Genomic DNA, 23949 nt, shown 5'->3' on the forward strand with positions numbered 1-23949 from the left:
CTACTTTCTTATAATTGTCTTTCAATATGTTTTGTTTCCATACACAAAACATTCAATAAGACGATGTCCCTATGAAAGATAGCTACCCTCCTTGTGCAGCATTCCATAAGAATGTTGCTTTTTTTTATTTAAAAGCAGGATTCTTATTTCTTATTTTCGAATTTGTATATACGAAATGCTGTAAATCACTACCACTTCTCTACCATTTACAAATACATATACGTCATATGTAAAGAATTACTCACATAAAAATTACTGTAGTGATTTTTATTCCAAATGAATGAAAACTTCACTTTACTTATGCACTTACGAAAGGATGGGACGAAAATTGGCATATGAAAGATTTGTACTTTGGAATGATGCAGTTATTGATACAACGAAACAAAAAACGTACATAGACCTTGAGGAAAGAGGCTTGCAGTTTGGGGATGGTATCTACGAGGTTATTCGTCTATATAAAGGGAACTTTCACTTATTAGATCCGCATATCACAAGATTATATCGCTCCATGGAAGAAATAGAATTAACACTCCCTTTCTCAAAAGCGGAACTGATTACCCTACTTTATAAACTAATCGAAAATAATAATTTCCACGAAGATGGAACGATTTATTTGCAAGTATCTCGTGGTGTACAAGCTCGTACCCATACGTTCTCATATGACGTCCCTCCAACAATCTATGCCTATATTACAAAGAAAGAAAGACCAGCGTTATGGATTGAATATGGTGTACGTGCCATATCAGAACCGGATACGCGCTGGCTACGCTGTGATATTAAATCATTAAACTTATTACCGAATATATTAGCTACTACGAAAGCGGAACGAAAAGGTTGTAAAGAGGCCCTTTTCGTACGAAATGGTACTGTAACTGAGGGCAGCCACTCTAACTTCTTTCTCATTAAAAACGGAACTCTTTACACACATCCAGCTAATCACCTTATTTTAAATGGCATTATTCGTCAATATGTTCTTTCTTTAGCGAAAACCCTTCGTATTCCAGTACAAGAAGAGCTTTTCAGCGTTCGTGATGTTTATCAAGCGGATGAATGCTTTTTTACAGGAACGACGATTGAAATTTTGCCGATGACTCATCTTGATGGAACCGCAATCCGAGATGGTCAAGTTGGCCCTATCACGAAAATGCTGCAACGATCATTTTCTCAGAGTTTGTTACAATCCAATATGTCATCTTCTTAAACACGAATAATTTCTATCCTTTCTACATTCAATATATGTATTTAAATGGAAATCAAGGTATAGATTTATGCCTTGATTTTTTCTTGTAATCTTTTTGTCATATTCAGATTCCCGCATAAGTCTTGACAGTAATCGACATGCTCTTTAGAATTTTTAACAGTTGGTAAATATTTCTTCACTACATTACAGACAGAAAGGAATCGACAAATTATGAAAAAATACCTTGCCGGTCTTGCGGCAGTGTCTGTAGCAGGAGGAGCAGCACCTACACTTGATAGTGTTCAAGCTGCCCCTGAACAAAATACACAAAAAGCTGCTACAACTGTCCAAGCTTCTGCATCAAACAGCTCATCTTATAAGGTTAACGCTGACGTATTACATGTTCGTGCAGGATCAAGTACTTCTCACGACATCATCTCGCGCGTTTATAACGGTCAATCACTAAACGTGATTGGCGAAGAAAATGGTTGGTACAAAATTAACATGAATGGACAAACAGGCTTTGTTAGTGGTGAATTTGTATCAAAAAATGGTGCGAGCAATTCAAATGTAAGTACAACAGGTGGAAAAAATAAAGTTACTGCTGATGTATTACGTGTACGTACCGCTCCTAACACTTCTAGTTCTGTTTCAGGACGTGTATATGAAGGACAAACATTAAACGTAATTGGTCAAGAAAATGGTTGGGTAAAAATCAACCATAATGGACAAGTAGGTTATGTAAGTGGTGAATTTGTATCTGGCGTTTCTGCTAATACAGGTTCTTCAAACAACAATACGAATAATAACAACCAAGAATCTGTAAAACCAGCAAGCGGAAACTATACAGTAAATGTATCTTCCCTTCGTGTTCGTACAGGTCCTAGCACTTCTCACACAACTGTAGGTTCTGTTACAAAAGGACAAGTAGTACAAGTTGTTGGCGAAGTTCAAGATTGGTTCAAAATCAATTATGCAGGCCAAACAGCTTACGTAAGCAAAGACTACGTAACAAAAGGCGGTTCTAGCGATAACGCTACACAAGGAAACAACCAAAATAATAACCAAAACAATAATGTAACTGTTCAAACTGGTGGTACTTACGTTGTTAACGCAACATCTCTACGCGTTCGCACAGGCCCTGCTACTTACCATAGCGTAATTGGTGGTGTATTAAATGGTACGACATTAAACGTAATTGGCTCTGAAGGTAGCTGGTTTAAAGTTAACTATCAAGGAAAAACAGGCTACGTTAGTAGCGAATTCATGAAATTCGTTAAAGGTGGCACTACTACTCCTGAGCAACCAAAACAACCTGAACAACCTAATCAAGGTGCAATTGGTGACTACTACATTAATGCTTCTGCCTTAAATGTACGTAGTGGTGAAGGTACAAATTATAGAATCATAGGCGCACTTCCACAAGGACAGAAGGTTCAAGTAATCTCTGAAAACTCTGGATGGAGCAAAATTAACTACAACGGTCAAACTGGTTATATCGGAACACGTTACCTTTCTAAAACACCAGTTGGCGGCGCAGTAGATAATAAGCCTAACAACAATCAAAATAACAATCAAAACAATAACAACAATACAGGTAATAATAGCGGCAACAGTTCTTCTATACTTGCATATGCAAAAGGAATGCAAGGCGTACCATACGTTTGGGGCGGAACTTCTGCTAACGGTGTGGACTGCAGTGGCTACATCTACCACGTATTTAAGAAATTTGGTCATAACATTAGCCGTCAAAGTGTTGCGGGATATTGGGGTAGCCTACCACAAACTTCAAATCCACAACCAGGCGACTTAATTTATTTCCAAAACACTTATAAATCGGGTCCTTCTCACATGGGTATTTACCTTGGGGGCGGATCATTTATCCAAGCCGGAGATAAAGGTGTAGCAATCGCTTCATTAAGCAATTCTTATTGGAGTAAGCACTTCTTAGGTTATACGAAAGCACCTTAAGTTATATTTTTAGAGCCTTCTAGATTACTAGAAGGCTCTTTTTAATGTGTATAACCTATTTCCCTAAAAAAATAATGTATCTATTTTCCTATTTCATACACTATATTCTACAATAATGATCCATAACGTTATCATAATGTATATTTTCACATAAAAAACATAACCTATTTCATGTCTAATCATTTTATATGTGTTTTTTTGAAGAATTTTCTTTTTATTTAAACTTTTCGTTAGACGTTTGACCTCTGATGTCCATTATGATAAGTTACTTAAGATGTTATATTTGCAGAAGTATAGACAACTGTTTTATACATTTTTTTACTATGAGGAAGGAGCATACACTGCATGAATCTTTTATGGGGAATTGGCGGCGTGATTGGAGTATTAGCAATCGCTTTCTTACTATCTTCCAACCGCAAAGCTATTAATTGGCGCACAATTTTAATCGCGCTAGCATTACAAATGTCATTTTCATTTATCGTATTACGATGGGATGCCGGAAAAGCAGGTTTAAAACACGCTGCAGATGGCGTTCAAGGATTAATTAATTTTTCTTACGAGGGAATTAAGTTCGTTGCTGGGGATTTAGTCAACGCAAAAGGACCTTGGGGATTTATCTTCGTTATTCAAGCACTACTTCCAATCGTATTTATTAGTTCATTAGTAGCAATCTTATATCATTTCGGTATTATGCAGAAATTTGTTAGTATCATTGGTGGCGGGTTAAGTAAACTTCTTGGAACTTCTAAAGCAGAAAGTTTAAACTCAGTAACAACTGTATTTTTAGGACAAACTGAAGCTCCAATCTTAATCAAACCTTACTTAGCACGTTTAACAAATAGTGAATTCTTCGCTATTATGGTAAGCGGTATGACAGCTGTTGCTGGATCAGTTCTTGTCGGCTATGCAGCAATGGGTATTCCGTTAGAACACTTGTTAGCAGCAGCAATTATGGCAGCTCCATCAAGTCTATTAATTGCAAAACTAATTATGCCAGAAACAGAAAAAGTAGATAATAACGTTGAACTTTCTACAGAGCGTGAAGATGCAAACGTTATTGATGCAGCAGCACGTGGTGCATCAGAAGGTATGCAACTTGTTATTAACGTAGCAGCAATGTTAATGGCTTTCATCGCATTAATCGCTTTATTAAATGGCCTATTAGGATGGATTGGCTCTTGGTTCGATATTAAACTTAGCCTTGATTTAATCTTCGGTTACTTACTATCACCATTTGCAATTTTAATCGGGGTTTCTCCTGGTGAAGCCGTACAAGCAGCAAGCTTTATCGGTCAAAAACTTGCAATCAACGAATTCGTTGCATACGCAAACTTAGGACCACATATGGCAGAGTTCTCTGCAAAAACAAATCTAATTTTAACATTCGCAATCTGTGGATTCGCAAACTTCTCTTCTATCGCAATTCAATTAGGTGTAACAGGAACATTAGCTCCTACTCGCCGTAAACAAATTGCACAATTAGGGATTAAAGCAGTTATCGCTGGTACACTAGCTAACTTCTTAAACGCAGCAGTTGCAGGTATGATGTTCCTATAAAATAAAACAAGTCCCCTCTTTCTAAAGAGGGGACTTGCTTTATTTTCTCAGTATATATTAAATACTTTATGCTGAAATATAAAAACATTATGATACAATAATTATCAAGTCTGTTTATTTTTTCTTACAAAAGAGGGATACTACTTTTTGTTGCCTCTCAAAAAGAATATAGTCATCCGGTCTATTTCTTAATAATTGCGCATACTACAAGTATCCTTGTATGAATTATCTTTAAGGAGGAAAGTTTTGTGAAAGATAACTTCTATAAAGTCCTCTCTATGTGGATTTTACAAATTTTATTTTATTTTACAACTGTACATGTAACGCAATATGAGCATGCTCTCATTTTTACAATTATATATGTAATTGTTAATGTACTATTTCTATTTTTGCCTGATAAAACTGCATTTGTTTTCTTCATATTAGGAACCATTATTTCGGTATTCTACCTGTTCTACCAAGCATGGCTTTACTTATGGAGTACATCAGAACAATGGGAATACATTATTACTCACTTCCTAATGGCAGCAAATTTCTTCATTGTATATATCTCCACTCATCTATTAAAGAAGGTTATTCATGAAAATAAAGAATTAACCGAACGTGTGAGAACGTTAGAACAATACATCGGAGAATCGAAATTATTAACAAGACAAGAATTTGAGAGACGACAAGCATTATTAATCAATGCAATGAATCGTCGTAATGAAACAGGCGTTATGATTTATTTTGATTTCACTTCCTTTAGTAAATATACGAAGGAAAGTGTTATGGACCGTGTAGCTTCCTTATTAGTTGAAACGGTAAGAGCTGACTTTGACCTTGCTGCTAAATATGATAATAATACGCTCGTTATTTTATTACAAAATACAAATGAAGCCGGTGCTGACATTGTAATGAACCGCCTAAAGCCAAAAATGGAGCAATGGCTTGCTGCTGAAGCGATCCAAGATATAAAAATTTCACGCGAGCAAATTGGGAACAAAGGACAGACGTTATTATGATGACACTCGTTATACTTCTTTTATTCCTCCTGTTTTGCGTACTTGTTTTTTGGATTAGCATCACATTTTCGATTAAGTATGTACTTATTTTTACAGCCTTTCTATTCTCTGGCTTACTCGTTTACTATTCTTTCTTAACACTCGCAGGTTTAGTTCACCGAAATAGGAAACGAAAAGATCGTACGCTAGAACATTACCCAAGCGTCGATATTTTAATACCAGCTCACAATGAAGGCGTCGTTATTAAAGATACTTTAGAGGCGATGGCAAAGATTGAATATCCAGGCAAACTAACTGTTTATTTATTAAACGATAACTCGCAAGATGAGACACCTGAAATTGGTGACGATTTTGACAAAGCTTATGCTCATATTCGTCACATTCGCGTTCCCCCTGGTGAACCAAAAGGAAAATCACGTGTATTAAACTATGGCCTTAGTATTTCAGATGGTGAATACTTCTGTGTTTATGATGCAGATAACCAGCCTGAACCACATGCATTGCGAATGCTTGTAGAACACGCTGAAACAACCGAGGATGCTGTTGGAGCTGTTGGGCATGTTCGTACTGTAAATGAAAAAAGAAACTGGCTAACACGAATGATTTCGTTAGAATTTCAAATCTTCCAGCTCCTTATGCAATCCGGACGCTGGTTACTATTCCAAACAGGTTCACTAACAGGAACAAACATGCTTCTTCGTCGCGCTGCATTAGAAGAGCTTGGCGGCTATGACCCTTATGCAATTGCTGAAGATGCTGAATTAACATTACGAATTACACAAAAAGGTTATCTCCTGCCAATCGTTCCAGAGTCAATTACATGGGAACAAGAACCTGAGCATTTAAAAATCCTTATTAAGCAGCGTACACGTTGGCTTCAAGGGAACTTGTACATTTTAGAAAAAATGTTTTCTTCATTAAGTTTCTTTAAAGGAAAACTGCTCGTCCATTCTTTACAACAAGTTTTAGTATATGTTGTATTTTGGTTATTCTTAATCATTTCGAACGTTTGGTTTGTAATTGGGTTACTCGGGATATTCCAAATTCAATATAGCATTCCGCTACTATTCATGTGGTATGTCGCATACGTTACATATGTTTCTCAATTATTTAGTGCCCAGAGTGTGGAACGAACCTTTACACCAACTAATATTTTTATTAGTGTGATCATGTACTTTACGTACGCACAGCTCTTTACGTACTTATTCATTCGTAGCTTAATTTTATACTTACGTGCAAAGAGCAAGAAACAAGTCATTGGCTGGGATAAAACTGTTCGATTCAAAAAAGATAAATAATAAAAATAAGCACAGAGCGCCGTATGCTCTGTGCTTATTTATTGCCGTATAAAATATATATCAGACAATACCCCTTAGCTGAAAGTAATTTCACGTCCATCCCCCAACGAACGATCGACCTTCATTTATATACGAAAAAGTGATTGCTATTTTTGTAGAACCAATTGCTTCTCTTGTTGCTCTTTACGCGTTTCAGTCTTAGGTTCCGTGCTTTCTTGGACACTACGATGTGCCACACGTTTCAAACAAATATGCTTCCACTTTCTTTCGTAACGTTTCATTATTCTAGATGTCCCCCTTGAATACGCTTTAAAACTATTTGAAATCGCTTACAGGAAATAATATAGCACATATATATAAACGTGACAACACATTTCCGACAATTTTTTGTCAAAAATACGAATAGAATTTGCAAAACATCGAACATTGTCGAAATATATCGATTTTCATTCGTATAAAAGGCATACTACTAATATAGTATGCCTTTTATTTCCCTTACTTGCAGTTCAAGTTCCTTCTATATAAAAAAGAGCTGATACATAATCAGCTCTTTTTCCTTCTATTATTTATGACGCTTCATACGTCCTTCTTTTTGTAACTCTTTAAATAAGGCTGCCATCATAAAGAAAATAACGAAGACGAATGGGAATGCTGCAATGATAGCTGCCGTTTGTAAGGCTTCTAATCCACCTACATATAATAAGATAGAAGCTAGAGCAGCTAAAACGATACCCCAGATCATTTTAATGCGATTTGGTGGATTTAAACTACCATGTGTCGTTAACATCCCTAAAACGAATGTCGCTGAATCTGCAGATGTAATAAAGAATGTAGAAATAAGAAGAATAGCTAGAACAGATAAAGCCGATCCAAAGCTTCCCATCTGGTCAAACATAGCGAATAACCCTACTTCTGTTCCCATCTCTTTCACTTTTTCAAAAATATGTGCATCACCGAACAGCTCCATATGAATACCAGTTCCGCCGAAAACAGAGAACCAAAGGGCACCAATTACGGTCGGTACGAGCAACACACCGATAACAAACTCACGAATGGTACGTCCTCGTGAAACACGAGCAATAAATGTACCTACGAATGGTGACCATGCAATCCACCATGCCCAATAGAAAATTGTCCACGATTGAATCCATTGGTTTCCACCTTCATCTAATGGACTTAATCGGAAACTCATGCTTGGTAATTCCTGAATGTAAGCACCAATTGTTGAGGTGAAGTAATTCATAATAAAGTTTGTTGGACCCACAAATAATACAATAATCATAAGTGCAAATGCCAAAATAATATTCGTATTACTTAAATATTTAATTCCTTTATCAAGACCTGTTTGCGCAGATAACATAAATAACACTGTTACGATTGCAATAATAACTAACTGAGTCGTTAATGAATTCGGGATGGATGTTAAATAACTAACACCACCGGCAATTTGTTTTGCACCAAGACCTAATGATGTTGCCACGCCAAACACAGTCGCGAAAACAGCTAACACATCAAATAAATGAGCAATACGTCCATGGTCCCCGCCTTTAAATAACGGTCCTACTGTCGCACTAATTGTACTTGCTTTTCCTTTTCTAAAAGTAAAGTAAGCAATACAAAGCGCTACAAATGCATATAGTCCCCAAGGATGTAATCCCCAATGGAAAAATGAAAAACGCAGTGCAAGACGTGCACTTTCCTCAGTTGCACTCTCTCCAAACGGAGGTGCATACAAATGGTTTAATGGTTCCGCAACGCCCCAGAAGACTAAACCGATACCCATACCAGCACTAAATAACATAGCAAACCATGTCATATAACTATAATCAGGCTCGTCATCATCTTTACCTAAACGAATAGAACCGTATTTCGAAACAATTAAAAAGATAGACACACCTAAAATAATAGAAACAGAAATAATATAGAACCATCCAAACTTACTAACTAATGCAGTTTGAATTGCGGTTGTTACATTTCCTAGGCTACCTTTTCCCATAATAGATTCGGGAATAATCCCCCAAAGTGTAAATGCAATACATAATGTTAATGAAACGATGAATGTTTTTGTCAGTTTCCTCATCAAATCCCCCTTCGTAGGTTTCACTTTTGTAAATAACATAAATTCCGATATGTAAAATCGGATAGAAAACTATGATTTTTGTGGTGTTTTTCTTACTTTCACCTTCACCAATTCGAATTCTTATGGACAGCCTTACCTTCCGTATAACCTTTTTCACTCTGCAAGAGCTATAAGATCGAAATACTGCTGTCAAATTGTGCGAGAAAAATGCGGATGGGAATATATTTCCCCAAAAAAAGGTGTGTTACAGATGTAAAAAAGGGCATTTTTCTTCCTTGCAACCCTTTCTTTTTGTAACAATTATGCGGTTTTTTTGCTAGTATATAGCACGTGTTTATAATTTCACAAATGAAATGTTTATGTTTATATAACTATATTACCCATAAAACGGTAAAATACTCAAGGAATGTAATCGTTTAGTAAACATCATGTAACACTCCTGTAATATTTTTATTTACGTCGAAAACAATATGTTGTATTAAATATTTTGAATATAAGTAGAAACCTACTAATCATATAGAATGAAAAACGCTTTCCTATATTTTTTGTTATATTACAGCATGTTAACGACTTATTACGAATGGTTTGTAATTGTGTGTTTTCCCCAAATCCGAAAAAATCTGTTGCTATAATGAGGACACGAAAACAAACGCAATGGAGGCTATCATGAAAAAATTAATTGGTATAGCAACAGCAGCAGTTTTTGGTCTTGGGATTTTCACATCATCTGCTAATGCAGAAACTGTTGTAACAACAGACGTACTAAATGTACGCGAAAACCCTACTACTGAATCAAAAGTTGTCGGTAAATTACTAAACGGTAATAAAATAGATGTTCAAAATACAGAGAACGGATGGTCAAAAATCACTTTAGATGGTAAAGACGCATTCGTAAGTGCAGAGTTCACTAAAAGCATCTACTACGTAACAGCTAACGTATTAAACGTACGTGCTGAAGCGAACACAAACTCAGAAATTCTTGGGACGCTTAAGAAAGATGATATGATTGAAACAACGAACCAAGTACAAAATGAGTGGTTACAATTCGAATATAACGGAAAAACAGCTTACGTTCACGTTCCTTTCTTAACAGGTACAGCACCTGTTATTGAGAAACAAGAACAACCTGCTCCTGCTAAAGCTGTAGCACCAGCTAAAGCACCTGCAGCACAAGCAAAACAAGCTGCTAAGCCTGCTGTAAAAGCTGCTAACACTAGCGCACCTGCTGGTGGTCGTGAGTTAACAGTTGTAGCTACAGCATATACAGCTCATCCGAGCGAAAACGGTGGCACATATGGCGGCCGTGTATTAACTGCAATGGGTCATGACTTAACAGCGAACCCAAACATGAAAATGATCGCTGTTGATCCGAAAGTAATCCCATTAGGATCTAAAGTATGGGTAGAAGGTTACGGAGAAGCTATCGCTGGAGATACTGGCGGTGCAATTAAAGGTAACCGTATCGACATCCTACTTGGATCAGATAGCGCTGCTCAAAAATGGGGCCGCAAAACTGTTAAAGTGAAAATTTTAAAATAACCAATGACTGCTAAGGCCAGTTCTCTTTGTTGAGAGCTGGCTTTTATTTTTTATATAATACATATAAGGAGGTTATACCCATGAATGTACAAGCAAAAGTAGACTGGATCGGTACACCAAAACCGTATATATATAAAGATGAAGTAACATATGACGCTACTTCTATTGATTTTTCACTCACAAATGATGACAATCGCTATAAATTAATTGTGCTCAGTTCTGAAGAAAATACACATTACAAAATCGTCCAATATGGAATCAAACCCGGCTCACAAAAACCATTTCCTATCGACATTCCATTCGAACAAAACATGTTACCAATTATAGAGCAAATATTACATGATCCGTATGTACAAGCGATATTAAAGGAAACGCGCTTCTAATCGTAAAAAGGCTATCTCTATAATTGAGATAGCCTTTTTATATTAGCGAGTTGGACCAGATATTTCCTCTGATTTCAACGTATTATTTGCTCCAAGAGAATGATATAGTATATTTCCATTCCCATCCACTGTTACAATATGATCATTACTAAAGCTCTTAAGTTTAACAGAGCCATCACCATAACGAATATGGTACTCTTCATATGTCGTTACTTTATATTTCGTAGCACTTTGACGCTCTACACTACGAACTTCCATTGTTAATAAGTCTTCTGTAATTCCTTTTTTGTATAAATATTGTAAATACTCACGGTCCTGTTTATAAGATGGTCCGCTCTTATCATAATTATTTGCGATAATACTAAAATCATTTGATGAAATCGCACGTACATTATCATAAATATGTGTTCGTACAAATTCACCAGCTGCTGAGCTCGATATTTCTTTTACGCTTGGCGTTTCTTTTGGGAACTTTAAATAATATGTGCTTTGATCCCCAACTTTGATACTTTCGGATTTAATAGTACCAACCTCTGTGTTTTTCTCTAAATGCACTTCTATCGTTTCATCTGTCGCTACAGGTCCCAATTTATAACTTCCGTTACTCAATTTCCCACGCTTTTTACCATTCACAAAAACAGTTGCTTCATTTTCATCAGAAGAGATAGTTACATAATTTCCTTCAAGTGATAAATTCACTTCTACTGTCCCTTTCTTTTCGTCTGCTAAATCCACTTCTTTTTCTGTCTCTAATTGAGTAAGTTCTGCTTTCGCCTTTGCCTTCACAACATAAGAACCTGGGAAATATGGCCCTAATTCTTTTGAAGTTTTACTACTAGAAAGCTCTATTTCTTTTTTATCATTTACATATATTTCAGCATTCTTCGCGGTTGTGCTAACATTCATGTAGTACGATTTCATATTGAACTTATACTTCGGATATAAGAACCATTCTTTCCCGTCCTCTATAATTCTCCCATCTTCAAAGGATACTGTACCACCTACTGAATCTTTAGTTATCGCCTCTTTTTGCAAGTAGTATAGTAATGCTTTATTGTACGAAGGGTTGTCTTTTAAATAACGTATGTATGCCTGAATGTCTTCTGACTTCACCTTTAGACCTGGATCATCTACTTTCACAAACTCATCTATTGCACTAACATCGTTTTTTTGGAATGCCTCAAGCATTTCATTTACTTGCTTCTCTTTTGAAAATTTATATGCCCCGAATTGATATACTCCAAATAGTAAAGCAGCAATTACGATGAAACCAATGAAAAGAAATATATTTTTCTTACTTCGTACTGGTCGTGTCTCTCGCTGTATCTCCTCACTAGAAGCAACCATACTTGCCGAAGTATCTTCTGATTTATTGCGGCATCTAGGGCAAAAATTCAAATGACCTGCAAACTGTTCCTTACAAGTTTCACAAAACTTCAATATGCTCTCCCCCAATTTTTCTCTAACTTTATTGTGATACAATAAAGCTTATACTTTTTCTATAGCAGGTAATTTCAGCCTTCCTTATTCACTTTACTCCCCCAATTCGGGCCTTCTTTCTCCCTATAAACATTATATATATTACCATGATTTTCAAGTTGTGTAATCCAAATTTCATTTTTTCTGTTTTGGGCATTTTTTGTTTATAATGGTAAAGGAAAGAAATATGTGTACGGAGGAATATTATGCTGCAACACTCAATTACGAAAGATGAAATTATGATGATTGCGAATGAGTTCGTTCAAGGACTAGATCCACAGCAAACAGCTGATCAGGAACATGTCGCTACAGCTCGGCACCTATATCGTAGTGGTGTTGTCTACAACGTTGACTTTGATGGCTATACGCTATCAGGAACTGTAGATGCTGAAGGCAGCGTATATAGCGTCCATATCCTGATTCGTAACGTAGCTGAAAGCTATTGCGATTGCTTCGCACCAACGCAATGTGAGCATATGCTCGCTGTGTTACTATCGGCAGCATCTAGTTTCGGGCAAGTAGGAGATGTATTAACTTTATTCAAAAATAATACGAAACCTTCCCTTCCTCCTATTCGAACTGCAAGACAAGTATTGCAATCATCAGCTTTTGAAGAAACGGATTATAAAAGTTGGCAATCCTATTTTGATAACGAATATGAATCATTTAAAAAAGAACAAGCTCGGCTTACTTATAAACAAATGTATTTTCTTATGAGTATTTTTACGGACTTCTATACGAAACTCGAGCGGAAAGCCCCGCGTATCGTTGTAATACATGAATTGTTCAGGCTACATGCAGCGCTTTATTGCTTTCAAAAATTATTAGAAGAAATTCAGGACTTTGAAGCAAATAAAACGTATTCTTATCATCAGCCTGTTAACGTCGTTCGCCTATTTGTAGATAAAGTGGAATCCATCGTTCGGGACTTACAATCAGAATCGATTCCTTCAGAGTCTAAATCAATTCTGCAAGAAACAGCTCGTCTCGTTCACGAAGTATTTTTCTCCACCGATGCCTATACGCAAGAGAGGTTCTTTATTTATCGTCACATATGGAGTGAACTGTTACACAATAACGAGCAACTACAAGAAGAAGAAAAACGAATCGATACGAAAATGAATCCACTTTCCAAAGCATTAGCATCTTCTCATCTACTCTTTTTAAATGACGAAGATCGATTAGCGATGGACTTACTAAAGAAACAACCTGCTTCTGTTGTAAGTCTGTACTTCTATTGGTTAGAGGAATTATTAAATGCAATGAAATGGGATCGTGCGAAAAACTGGCTTTCCTTTACGTATAAACAAGTGAAGAAAACGATACATGAGCACGAAAATACAATTTTCATAAAAGATATCGTTCGCTTATTCGTCATCATGTATGAAACATATGCAACCCATACAAATGAACAAGCAGGACTCGAAATGATTTTGCAAGAGCTATTACCATATAGTTTCGCAAACTATGAACAATACGTACTGGCGAAAAAGCAGTATCGCACATGGGCAGAACTTCAGCTCTTACACGGTTTTGAAGCAATTGAACTTTTGAAAGAACCGCTGAAAGATATTGAGAAGGAAGCACCAGAAGCAGCCCTTCCTCTTTATCACCTTGCTGCTACCGAAGCTATTGAAGAGCGAAATCGCAAATCATATAGACGTGCAGTTCGTTACTTAAAGAAATTACGTACATTATATAAACGATTAAAGCGTACCGATGAATGGGATGCTTTCATTATTCACATCGCAAACTTACATTCACGTCTGCGTGCACTACAAGAGGAATTACGGAAAGGAAAATTAATCGATGATCAATCAAACTGAAGTAACAATTAGGCTCCAGCACGTTAGTCACGGTTGGTTCCTTTGGGGAGAAGATGATAGCGGTACTCCATTATCCGTAACAAGTTGGAAACGAAATGCATTTACATGGCACTCCACTTCCTTCTACGGCACGTTTCTAAAAGAAGCAAGCTTTGAAGGAAGACAAGGTGTTATGCTAACAAACGCACAAGCATTTGAATACATCGCGAATAAACCGATGAACTCCTTTGCCCGTATTCAAATGAACGGCCCTATTACAGCACTTACGGAAGATGCGAACGAATTGTGGGATGCCTTCACAAGCGGTAGCTTCGTACCTGATATGGAGCGTTGGCCTAAACAACCATCTTGGAAAGTTCAACATACTCCAATCGAAGATGAAACATTGGCATCTCTTTTCTCGGCTGCAGTAAATGAAAGCATATTACAAGATAACCGTTCAAATGACGGATGGGAAGATGCAAAGAGACTTTATGAACATTACGATTTTACGAAAAGACAATTAGACGCAGCACTACATGAAGAAGATTGGCTTCGAAAAATTGGTTACATTGAAGATGACCTTCCCTTTACAATCGGACTACGACTACAAGAGCCGCAAGAAGAATTTGAAATGTGGAAGCTTGAAACAATTGTTACACCAAAGCGCGGGGCACATCGCATATATGTATATGAAAGTATCGATTCTTTACCAAAACGATGGCACGATTATGAAGAACGTATTCTTGAAACACAAGAAAGCTTCAGTAAGCTCGTACCGTGGTTAAAAGAAGGGGATACATTCCGAAGTGAACTCTTTGAAACAGAAGCGTGGAACTTCTTAACAGAAGCAAGTAACGAATTACTCGCCGCAGGTATTACAATCTTATTACCATCGTGGTGGCAAAATTTAAAAGCGACAAAACCAAAATTACGTGTGCAACTGAAGCAAAATGCTACGCAAACGCAATCTTTCTTCGGCATGAATACACTCGTTAATTTTGACTGGCGCATTTCAACGAACGGCATTGATTTATCAGAAAGCGAATTTTTTGAACTCGTTGAACAAAACAAACGGTTATTCAATATAAATGGTCAATGGATGCGACTAGATCCAGCCTTTATTGAAGAAGTACGAAAGCTCATGAATCGTGCTGATAAGTATGGACTTGAAATGAAAGATGTCCTTCAGCAACATTTATCAAACACCGCTGAAACAGAAATTGTAGAAGAGGATAGTCCATTTAACGATATTGAAATTGAACTAGATGGATATTATGAAGAGCTATTCCAAAAACTATTGCACATTGGAGATATTCCGAAAGTAGATGTCCCTTCTTCACTAAACGCTACACTCCGCCCGTATCAACAACATGGCATTGAGTGGTTATTATATTTAAGAAAGCTTGGATTCGGCGCATTGTTAGCTGACGACATGGGGCTTGGAAAGAGTATTCAAACGATCACTTACTTACTATATATAAAAGAAAACAATCTCCAAACAGGTCCTGCTTTAATCGTGGCTCCGACATCTGTTCTTGGAAATTGGCAAAAAGAATTTGAGCGTTTCGCACCGAATTTACGTGTTCAGTTACATTATGGAAGTAACCGAGCTAAAGGGGAATCCTTTAAAGATTTCCTTCAATCAGCAGATGTTGTATTAACGTCTTATGCATTAGCTCAGCTTGATGAGGAAGAACTTAGTACGTTATGCTGGGATGCTGTTATTTTGGATGAAGCACAAAATATTAAAAACCCACATACGAAACAGTCTAAAGCAGTGCGAAACTTACAAGCAAATCACAAAATCGCATTAACTGGAACACCGATGGAAAACCGCCTTGCCGAGCTTTGGTCTATTTTTGACTTCATTAATCATGGATATCTTGGCAGCTTAGGACAATTCCAGCGCCGCTTCGTCTCACCGATTGAAAAGGACCGTGACGAAGGAAAAATCCAACAAGTTCAACGTTTTATCTCGCCGTTTTTACTGCGTCGTACGAAGAAAGATCAAACAGTCGCATTAAACTTACCAGATAAACAAGAACAGAAAGCTTACTGTCCACTAACTGGTGAACAAGCTTCCTTATATGAACAACTTGTTCAAGATACATTGCAAAATGTAGAAGGATTAAGCGGAATTGAACGACGCGGATTTATATTACTCATGCTGAACAAACTTAAACAAATTTGTAATCACCCAGCTCTTTATTTAAAAGAAACAGAACCGAAAGACATCATCGAACGTTCCATGAAAACGAGCACGCTCATGGAACTTATTGAAAATATAAAAGATCAAAATGAAAGTTGTTTAATCTTCACGCAATACATTGGTATGGGGAACATGCTAAAAGATGTGTTAGAAAAACATTTCGGTCAGCGCGTCCTCTTCTTAAACGGTAGTGTACCGAAGAAAGAACGTGACAAAATGATCGAACAGTTCCAAAACGGAACGTATGACATCTTCATTTTATCGTTAAAAGCAGGTGGTACAGGGTTAAACTTAACAGCTGCCAACCATGTCATTCACTACGATCGTTGGTGGAATCCAGCGGTAGAAAACCAAGCAACAGATCGTGCATATCGTATTGGTCAAAAGCGTTTCGTTCACGTTCATAAACTGATTACAACGGGGACACTTGAAGAGAAAATCGATGAAATGTTAGAAAGAAAACAGTCATTAAACAATGCCGTCATTACAAGCGATAGTTGGATGACAGAACTATCTACAGATGAGCTAAAAGAATTACTTGGTGTATAAACAAAAGGAGCTAATCTTTTCGAGATTAGCTCCTTTTTCTATTCCAAAACCAATTACTTATTATAATCCCTGTTAATCCGCCGCACGTATCTAGCAATGAATCTTGCCACATCGGTGTACGATCTCCCGTAAACCATTGATGAATTTCATCAAATGTTGCGTATCCCGCAACGAAAAGGAGAGCGTATATAAAACACCTTTTTCTCGAACAACCTGATCGATGAAAAGCGTAATACGTCAATGAACCGAGCATAAAGAACACCATAAAATGAGCACCTTTACGAAGGAAAAACTCAATAAATCCGCCTACACCTTTATTTGCAATACTAACAGGTGTACCACCGCCGTAATCGATAGATACCCATGAAAAATGCTCTTTCACAAACTCCACATTTACATATTGTTCAATATCCGAACGCATATCCTGCTTTTTATACGGTTGTGCCGAGGAATAGAAAATCAGCCCCATCCATAGTAAAACAGGAATCCAAAATAACCATTTACGATTCATTCTTCCGAAACCCCTCTCTTATTCTTTTAAGAGTACCAAAAAAAAGAATAAATTTCACGCCAAAACATGACATTTGCATCCTATTTATATAGTGAAAGGGGGTGATAAACATGGCAGTCGAAACAATCGTAATGGATTTAACTTTACGTCTCGTCTTAAACAATGGATTAGATAAGAATGGAAAAACAGTTTTTAAGAACAAACAATTTAAGCGCGTAAAAACAAACGCAAACTTAGAGAAAGTACAAACCGTAGCTCGTGCTCTAGCTTCTCTACAAGCATCACCACTTCACGCTGTACAACTTGTTAGCACATCAGATCTTTCTAACCTTTAAGGTGGCAATGTAATCAGTGGGGATGTCCCCACTGATTACAAGATAAATAAAAAGGAGGAATCAACGTATGCAAGTACTAGAATTAATTTTCGCGAAAGAAGATGGAAAAACAGTTGTCTTTTCTATCGAGAAGCCGATCACACCTATTGATGCACAAGTCGTAAATCAAGTAATGGATACGATCCTTGCCTCATCTGTATTTTCATCAATTAATGAAAATACCCGAAAAAAAGGAGCTCGTCTCGTAGAAAGGACTGTATCTGAAGTTCCTATTACCTTATAGACAAAAAGACGAATCTGCATCATTTTGCAGATTCGTCTTTTTTCTTCGGCATTTCAATTGGAATAAAGATTTTTGAAAAACCGACGCATACATATTTATAATGTTCTCCGCCGATATCAAATTCCGTCTTATATGTTGAGAAGAATATATAATCATCTCGCTTCGTATAATGATCGATTAATAATCCAACTTGTGGCTCAACATATTTTTTCGCCAACTTCTTACCAGCCGATGCTAAATCGCCAAGGAGACCCTCTTCATTTTCCTTTTGAACTTCATCTAGCTTCTTACTTACATCATTACGTTTCATAAACTGCTTTGCTGCCCAATCTGTATATTCACCTTTACTCGGATTACTATTTGCTAAATATACTAGAAGAACAACAACTAGAGCCATAATAATATACCTTTTCTTCATACTATCTCACCGCCTACTCTTTTCTATTTTCATATATATGTACAAGCGATGCAAATTAGAAAGACTATCATCTATTGATTGTAAACGAATAGCTAAAATTTACAATATGAAATAAAAGATTAACAATTAATTTACTTAATTCGTATATAATTATATTGAGAATTATTATCATTTATAAAGGGGGAATTAAATTTATGAATGACGAAAATGCTATTATTATTTCTAATTCAACAATGATGTTAGAACCTTGCAAGCACCCTTCTTATTACACAAAAGTGATCGACAGTAGTGGGAACCATCTTTACTCCTGTCAAACCGCTCTCCAGCTCATAAAAAAATCTTGTTTAACCAATGTTCACTCTACTTATCAAGGCAGACGGAAAGCAGTTCAAACAAACTTTCATTTCAAACAAAATGTCCCGATTCCAATTAATCATCGAGAATATATTTGTGCTTTCCCAACAGAGTCTCCTTCTTCTCCAAACTGTATATGGCTGTTTTATAACCATATAGATGACATAGAGTTTTTCAAAAAAAGTAAAAAAGCTACCATTCATTTTTCAAATGGCACAACTACAACTATACATATCAGTCCCCATAAGTTAAAACAACAATTATTAAAAGCTGGATATGTATTATCACGTATGAACATGCAAGATTCACTACAATTTAAAAACCTCTTATTACATTTACTACCTTAACAAAATAAGTAGAATGGAAAGCAATATCCCTTGCCTTCCATTCTTATGATACTATTTATCCTCTTAAGCTATTTCGCATTTTCTCAAGCGCTTGCCTATACACCCATCTCACTTGATAATAGGTCATCTCCGTCTCTAAAGCGATTTCCCCCATCGTCTTTCCTACAAAAAAACGTTCAAAAATAATATACTTCTCCTTCTCATCTAATACACTCATAAAATCCTTCACTTTCATTTCAATATCTTCAAAACGAAAGATATCCTCATACTCTCCTACACATACACACTTTTCTTGCACTGTGAATTCTTTTTTCAACCTCTCTAATATATAACCACGTACCGTTACAACTGCATATGCAGGAAAACTCCCTTTCTCCGCATCAAACTTTTCATACGCATGCCAAAGACCGATTAACCCACATTGATAATACTCTTCATAATCTTGATAAATCCCTAACTTCTTTATTTGATTCACAATCATACCTTCATACAACACAACTGCCTCTTTAAAAGTCGCTGGTTTCACACAGTACCCGTTTCTAAAAGGTATACCTTTCTAATATTCCGCGGTACCTTCACAATATAAAAATAAAGAAAGGATTTCACTGTGGGTAATTTTAAATACTATCACCGAAATTTGAAATTACATGAAGTAGAATTTGAAATTCTGTTAGTGGTATTTGAAATAGGGGTAAAAATAAAAAAGGTGACTCCGAAGAGCCACCTTTTAATTCAATCATATTATTATACAGGCAAACCAGGTAAGAACTTTGCAATCAATACAACAATCGCAGCTAAGAATCCCGCTTTAATAATGAATAAAACAATAATTGGAATAGCTGCTTTCACTTTACTTAATCCGGCTGTAACTTGTAATCCTAACCAAATTAAAACTAAATTCCATAAATAGAACAATTCAATTGTATTACCAATTCCATATGCAAGTGAACCTTGATCGAATAGTGGTCCTAAACTTGTATACGCAGTTGGTCCAGCACCTAAAATTAAAGCTATAACACCGTTAATAAGTCCACCAATAATAACAATAATATCTGCGTATACAATAATCATTACTATTTTTTTATAAGAAGTATCATTCCCGTAAAACATCATGAACACTTTATAAATAGCTGCAACAACTAATGTTGCAATCATAACACCTACTATTCCCCATATCGTACCAGAAATTACATCTGATACAAGCGAATCCTTATTTGCAAATTCGCCTCCTAATTTCTTTTGCATTTCAATCATTTCAGGTGATGTATACGTAATATACGAATTTAAACCACCTACAAGCCCTTGTAATATTGCCACTATGAAGAACATACCCCAAACTTTCTCAGTCGTCTTCATTCTCTCAAACTGTAAACCAGGAGAAGTAATCATTCCGAACAGTGATGGCTTCTCGCCGCCAGCTTTTTGCGTATTCACATTAGCTTCCATTATAACGCCTCCTTCTATTTATATAACCCGTTCTAACGGGCGGTTCACTTCCTCATATAGAGGCTACGAACCGCCCACTAGAACGGTAGTGTGTAGTTCTACTACACGATTACTTACTCATAACGAAGTGCTTCAATTGGATCTAATTTCGCAGCTTTGTTTGCTGGAATTAATCCAAAGATAATACCAAGTGTCATAGAGAACAATACGCCTCCAACGACAACTTCCCATGAAACGAGTGGTGGCCATTTTGCGAACGTGGAAACGATATATGCTCCGCCATATCCAAGACCAATTCCGATCAAACCACCTAGAAGCGTTAACATAACTGCTTCAATTAAAAACTGTAATAAAATTTTACTACGCGTTGCGCCAAGTGCTTTACGTATCCCAATTTCGCGCGTACGCTCCGTTACAGATACGAGCATAATGTTCATAACGCCAATACCGCCAACGACTAATGAAATACCTGCAATACCGCCGATGATCATCGTCATAATGTTAGTGACTTTAGAAACACCTTCTTGGAATTCTTTCAAGTTTACTAATTCATATTTACCTGGAATTTCACTTGGCTTACGACTATTTAATACATCAACCGCTTGTTTCCCTGCTGATTCTAAATCATCTACATTTTTCGACTGAATTGCGATATTTTGAATATCATCTGTTCCATATAAAACCGGCCATAACGTAAGCGGAATTAACGCTTCTTCCATTTCAAATCCCATAAACTCATTATCAGATGTATACACACCGACAATTTGCATCGGTTGTCCCTTCATCTCAATAATTTGTCCGACTGGGTTTACGTCCTTAAATAATACTTCTTCTGTTTTTGTACTAATCATCATAACGTTATTTGCATGAGAAATATCTGATTCATTTAAAGTACGTCCCTTTACGACCTTTACTTTATTAACGGCAAAATATTCATTATCAAGACCAATAACATTCAGATTTGCTTTTTTATCATTTACATCAAGTGTCTCCATCCCCTGATTTGTTGTAATAACGTGGGATACATCCTTCACTTGTTTTACTTCCAGAATATCTTCTTCCGTTAACTTCGGTATTTCATGCCCGCCCATATTAAACTCATCATTAATATCTGCTTTAAATTGAATTGGCATAAGATTATTACCAGAACCAGCGATTTTCGACTTCAGCATCGCTTCCCCGCCTTGCCCGATTGCAACGACAGTAATAATAGAACCAACGCCGATAATAATACCGAGCATCGTAAGAGCTGAACGCAGTTTATGAGCTAAAATAGAAGAGAGGGCAATTTTTATACTATCTAGTAAACTCATACCGCACACCTTCTATCTTCTGTAATTTTCCCATCTCGCAGTACAATGCGGCGGGAAGAATACGCTGCTACTTCCTCTTCATGCGTAACCATAACAATTGTTGTACCTTCCGCATTAAGCTTCGTGAAAATATCCATAACTTGCTCACCAGACTTCGTATCAAGTGCACCAGTCGGCTCATCGGCCATAATGAACGTTGGATTATTCGCGATCGCTCTTGCAATTGCGACACGCTGCTTCTGTCCACCTGACAATTCGTTCGGTAAATGATGCACGCGGTCCGCTAATCCAACTTTACCAAGCGCCTCTAAAGCACGCTGGCGACGTTCTGCTTTCTTTATGCCACCATATACGAGCGGAAGCTCAACATTTTCGACTGCTGAAAGACGCGGCAGCAAATTAAAGTGCTGAAACACAAAACCGATATATTCATTACGAATTAAAGCAAGCTTTGACTCGTCTGCTGTTAAGATATTCACATCATTGAGCATATATTCGCCTTCTGTTGGACGATCTAAACAGCCGATAATATTCATAAGCGTTGACTTACCAGAACCAGACGGTCCCATAATTGAAACGAACTCCCCGCCTTGAATTGTTAAACTAATACCATGCAAAATCGGCACTGCCAATTTTCCTTGATAATACGTTTTAGCAATATTATTTAACGTAATCATTTCTCTTTCACTTCCATTCCGTCATACACATCGTCGGAAGGATTTTTAACCACCTTTTGCCCCACTGTTACGCCTTCAGTAATCTCTGTCCAGTCTCCATCAGTAGAACCTTTTTTCACATTCTGTTTGCGAAGCTTCCCTTTATCCTCAACATAAACAAATGCATCATCGTCTTTTTCTACGATGCTCTTAGTCGGAACAGCAACCATCTTCTTATTCTCTAAATTTACTTGCAGAGAAACGTGATAACCTGGAGATAACCCATCTTGACTATCAAGACTTGCTTTATATGTATATTGAGACATATTTTGAGTCGCTTCACCCATACCGCCAGCTTGCGCCATCTCTGCACTCGTTGGGAATTCACTTACTTCTGTAATCTTACCTGTCCACTTCTTCTTATTATTTGCTTTCGCAGTTACAGTAAATGTTTGATCCTTTTGAATTTGTGATTTTTGAAGCTCCGTTAACGTACCTTGAATTTGGAATGGATCTTTAGAAGCCACTTGTAAGAAGGCTTTCCCTTGACCACCTAACGCTTGAGATGAACTTTGCGCCGCATCCTTATCTAACTTTTGAACGACACCAGCAAAATTACTATAAATCGTAAGCTCTTTTTGCTTTTTACTTAATTCTTCTTTCTGCAACTTCCCTTTTTCTTTCTCAAGATCAGTTGTCTTTTGTGCTATCTCTAACTCACTTACTTGCTCTTCCATCGGATCTGTTACTTCTTTCCCAGCTCCGCTATCTTTCGCTTTCTTAATTTCTTTCTTCAGCGAATCAATTTTCTTCTTCCCTTGATCATAACGCATATCTGCCATCTTCTGATCAAGCTCAGCTTGCTTCATTTGAAGATTAATCTCTTCATTATCATAAGAGAATAACTTCGCACCTTTCTCAACCTCTTGTCCTTCTTTTACCTCAATATCTTTCACTTTTCCTTTGGCCGGATCCGCATAAAAACTTTCAATATTCCCAGGTTTCACCTGACCAGAAATTAACTTCGTATTATTCAGCTTACGCTCCGTTACCTTCTCGAAACTTACAGCATCAGCCGATGTTGATGCCCCCTTCTTCTTACCTTGCATAACAAAAATATTAATTGCTGCTACAATAACAATTAGTGCAATAACCCCGATAATAATCCATTTCTTCTTCTTGTTTGGAGTACGAACCGTATTTGGTACCATATTCTCTCTCCTTTTTAT

The 23949-nt window shown here is 36.9% G+C and carries 22 protein-coding genes; 12 read left to right on the top strand and 10 right to left on the bottom strand.

Annotated elements, in window-relative coordinates; genetic code table 11:
• Positions 1-316: 316 nt before the first annotated feature.
• The 5 genes from ACTFR9_RS17420 (at position 317) to ACTFR9_RS17440 (ending at position 7010) form a co-directional block, all read left to right on the top strand.
• Complete coding sequence (locus tag ACTFR9_RS17420) at positions 317-1201, top strand: D-amino-acid transaminase (RefSeq protein WP_229136624.1); 885 nt, start codon at positions 317-319, stop codon at positions 1199-1201.
• 210 nt (positions 1202-1411) lie between these two features.
• Positions 1412-3151, top strand: coding sequence for a C40 family peptidase (locus ACTFR9_RS17425; protein ID WP_000760286.1), 1740 nt, complete (start codon positions 1412-1414; stop codon positions 3149-3151).
• Between the two features lie 345 nt (positions 3152-3496).
• The gene (locus ACTFR9_RS17430; RefSeq protein WP_001051012.1) at positions 3497-4708 is read left to right on the top strand and encodes a NupC/NupG family nucleoside CNT transporter; all 1212 of its coding nucleotides are present in this window, start codon (positions 3497-3499) and stop codon (positions 4706-4708) included.
• Positions 4709-4956: 248 nt separating this feature from the next.
• Positions 4957-5712: a GGDEF domain-containing protein gene (locus tag ACTFR9_RS17435; protein WP_000654292.1), complete on the top strand. Its 756-nt coding sequence runs from the start codon at positions 4957-4959 to the stop codon at positions 5710-5712.
• Entirely contained in the window at positions 5709-7010 is a 1302-nt protein-coding gene (locus tag ACTFR9_RS17440; RefSeq protein WP_229136622.1) for a glycosyltransferase family 2 protein, read from the top strand. The genes ACTFR9_RS17435 and ACTFR9_RS17440 overlap by 4 nt, the downstream gene beginning before the upstream one ends.
• Positions 7011-7156: 146 nt before the next feature.
• Here ACTFR9_RS17440 and ACTFR9_RS17445 read toward each other — a convergent pair whose 3' ends face one another.
• Together ACTFR9_RS17445 and opuD are read right to left on the bottom strand one after the other, a co-directional pair.
• Complete coding sequence (locus tag ACTFR9_RS17445; RefSeq protein WP_000833067.1) at positions 7157-7291, bottom strand: hypothetical protein; 135 nt, start codon at positions 7289-7291, stop codon at positions 7157-7159.
• Between the two features lie 281 nt (positions 7292-7572).
• Entirely contained in the window at positions 7573-9090 is a 1518-nt protein-coding gene (gene opuD / locus ACTFR9_RS17450; RefSeq protein WP_098946382.1) for a glycine betaine transporter OpuD, read from the bottom strand.
• A 666-nt stretch (positions 9091-9756) separates the two neighbouring features.
• Between opuD and ACTFR9_RS17455 the strand changes: the two genes are divergently transcribed.
• Together ACTFR9_RS17455 and ACTFR9_RS17460 are read left to right on the top strand one after the other, a co-directional pair.
• A complete protein-coding gene (locus ACTFR9_RS17455; protein ID WP_000733324.1) occupies positions 9757-10629 on the top strand; it encodes a cell wall-binding protein EntA in 873 nt (290 codons plus the stop codon).
• 80 nt (positions 10630-10709) lie between these two features.
• Positions 10710-11012 carry a DUF3910 family protein gene (locus ACTFR9_RS17460; protein ID WP_001102534.1) on the top strand — a complete coding sequence of 101 codons (303 nt, stop codon included), beginning with the start codon at positions 10710-10712 and terminating at the stop codon, positions 11010-11012.
• Positions 11013-11054: 42 nt separating this feature from the next.
• Here ACTFR9_RS17460 and ACTFR9_RS17465 read toward each other — a convergent pair whose 3' ends face one another.
• Positions 11055-12452 carry a zinc ribbon domain-containing protein gene (locus ACTFR9_RS17465; protein WP_000666846.1) on the bottom strand — a complete coding sequence of 466 codons (1398 nt, stop codon included), beginning with the start codon at positions 12450-12452 and terminating at the stop codon, positions 11055-11057.
• 245 nt (positions 12453-12697) lie between these two features.
• On the opposite strand from ACTFR9_RS17465, the gene ACTFR9_RS17470 reads away from it, so the two are divergent.
• Together ACTFR9_RS17470 and ACTFR9_RS17475 are read left to right on the top strand one after the other, a co-directional pair.
• Positions 12698-14317, top strand: a complete 1620-nt coding sequence (locus ACTFR9_RS17470; protein ID WP_229136621.1) for an SWIM zinc finger family protein — start codon at positions 12698-12700, stop codon at positions 14315-14317.
• On the top strand, positions 14301-17057 hold the full coding sequence (locus ACTFR9_RS17475; protein WP_000610070.1) for a DEAD/DEAH box helicase: 2757 nt from the start codon (positions 14301-14303) through the stop codon (positions 17055-17057). The genes ACTFR9_RS17470 and ACTFR9_RS17475 overlap by 17 nt, the downstream gene beginning before the upstream one ends.
• A 25-nt stretch (positions 17058-17082) precedes the next feature.
• Here the strand turns inward: ACTFR9_RS17475 and ACTFR9_RS17480 are convergent, their stop codons facing one another.
• Entirely contained in the window at positions 17083-17568 is a 486-nt protein-coding gene (locus ACTFR9_RS17480; RefSeq protein ID WP_001080713.1) for a VanZ family protein, read from the bottom strand.
• 110 nt (positions 17569-17678) lie between these two features.
• Between ACTFR9_RS17480 and ACTFR9_RS17485 the strand changes: the two genes are divergently transcribed.
• Both ACTFR9_RS17485 and ACTFR9_RS17490 read left to right on the top strand, forming a co-directional pair.
• Positions 17679-17903 (top strand): DUF1659 domain-containing protein, encoded by a 225-nt coding sequence (locus ACTFR9_RS17485; RefSeq protein WP_000257701.1) that lies wholly within the window; start codon positions 17679-17681, stop codon positions 17901-17903.
• Between the two features lie 67 nt (positions 17904-17970).
• Positions 17971-18186, top strand: a complete 216-nt coding sequence (locus ACTFR9_RS17490; protein WP_001197597.1) for a DUF2922 domain-containing protein — start codon at positions 17971-17973, stop codon at positions 18184-18186.
• A gap of 19 nt (positions 18187-18205) precedes the next feature.
• Here ACTFR9_RS17490 and ACTFR9_RS17495 read toward each other — a convergent pair whose 3' ends face one another.
• Positions 18206-18604, bottom strand: a complete 399-nt coding sequence (locus ACTFR9_RS17495; RefSeq protein ID WP_000747726.1) for a DUF4359 domain-containing protein — start codon at positions 18602-18604, stop codon at positions 18206-18208.
• 194 nt (positions 18605-18798) lie between these two features.
• Here ACTFR9_RS17495 and ACTFR9_RS17500 point away from each other — a divergent pair, with 194 nt between their 5' ends.
• Positions 18799-19305 (top strand): competence protein ComK, encoded by a 507-nt coding sequence (locus tag ACTFR9_RS17500; RefSeq protein WP_000997432.1) that lies wholly within the window; start codon positions 18799-18801, stop codon positions 19303-19305.
• Between the two features lie 55 nt (positions 19306-19360).
• Here ACTFR9_RS17500 and ACTFR9_RS17505 read toward each other — a convergent pair whose 3' ends face one another.
• The 5 genes from ACTFR9_RS17505 to ACTFR9_RS17525 form a co-directional block, all read right to left on the bottom strand.
• Complete coding sequence (locus tag ACTFR9_RS17505) at positions 19361-19831, bottom strand: sigma-70 family RNA polymerase sigma factor (protein WP_061185478.1); 471 nt, start codon at positions 19829-19831, stop codon at positions 19361-19363.
• A 218-nt stretch (positions 19832-20049) separates the two neighbouring features.
• The gene (locus ACTFR9_RS17510; protein WP_000387982.1) at positions 20050-20751 is read right to left on the bottom strand and encodes a Yip1 family protein; all 702 of its coding nucleotides are present in this window, start codon (positions 20749-20751) and stop codon (positions 20050-20052) included.
• A gap of 113 nt (positions 20752-20864) precedes the next feature.
• On the bottom strand, positions 20865-22064 hold the full coding sequence (locus ACTFR9_RS17515; protein WP_229136620.1) for an ABC transporter permease: 1200 nt from the start codon (positions 22062-22064) through the stop codon (positions 20865-20867).
• Positions 22061-22741 (bottom strand): ABC transporter ATP-binding protein, encoded by a 681-nt coding sequence (locus ACTFR9_RS17520; RefSeq protein WP_000631616.1) that lies wholly within the window; start codon positions 22739-22741, stop codon positions 22061-22063. The genes ACTFR9_RS17515 and ACTFR9_RS17520 overlap by 4 nt, the downstream gene beginning before the upstream one ends.
• Positions 22738-23931, bottom strand: a complete 1194-nt coding sequence (locus tag ACTFR9_RS17525) for an efflux RND transporter periplasmic adaptor subunit (RefSeq protein WP_000249028.1) — start codon at positions 23929-23931, stop codon at positions 22738-22740. Before ACTFR9_RS17525 ends, ACTFR9_RS17520 begins: the two co-directional genes overlap by 4 nt.
• Positions 23932-23949 lie beyond the last annotated feature (18 nt).

It is taken from the genome of Bacillus cereus group sp. MYBK222-1 (assembly GCF_051916425.1).
Taxonomy (GTDB): Bacteria; Bacillota; Bacilli; order Bacillales; family Bacillaceae_G; genus Bacillus_A; species Bacillus_A paranthracis.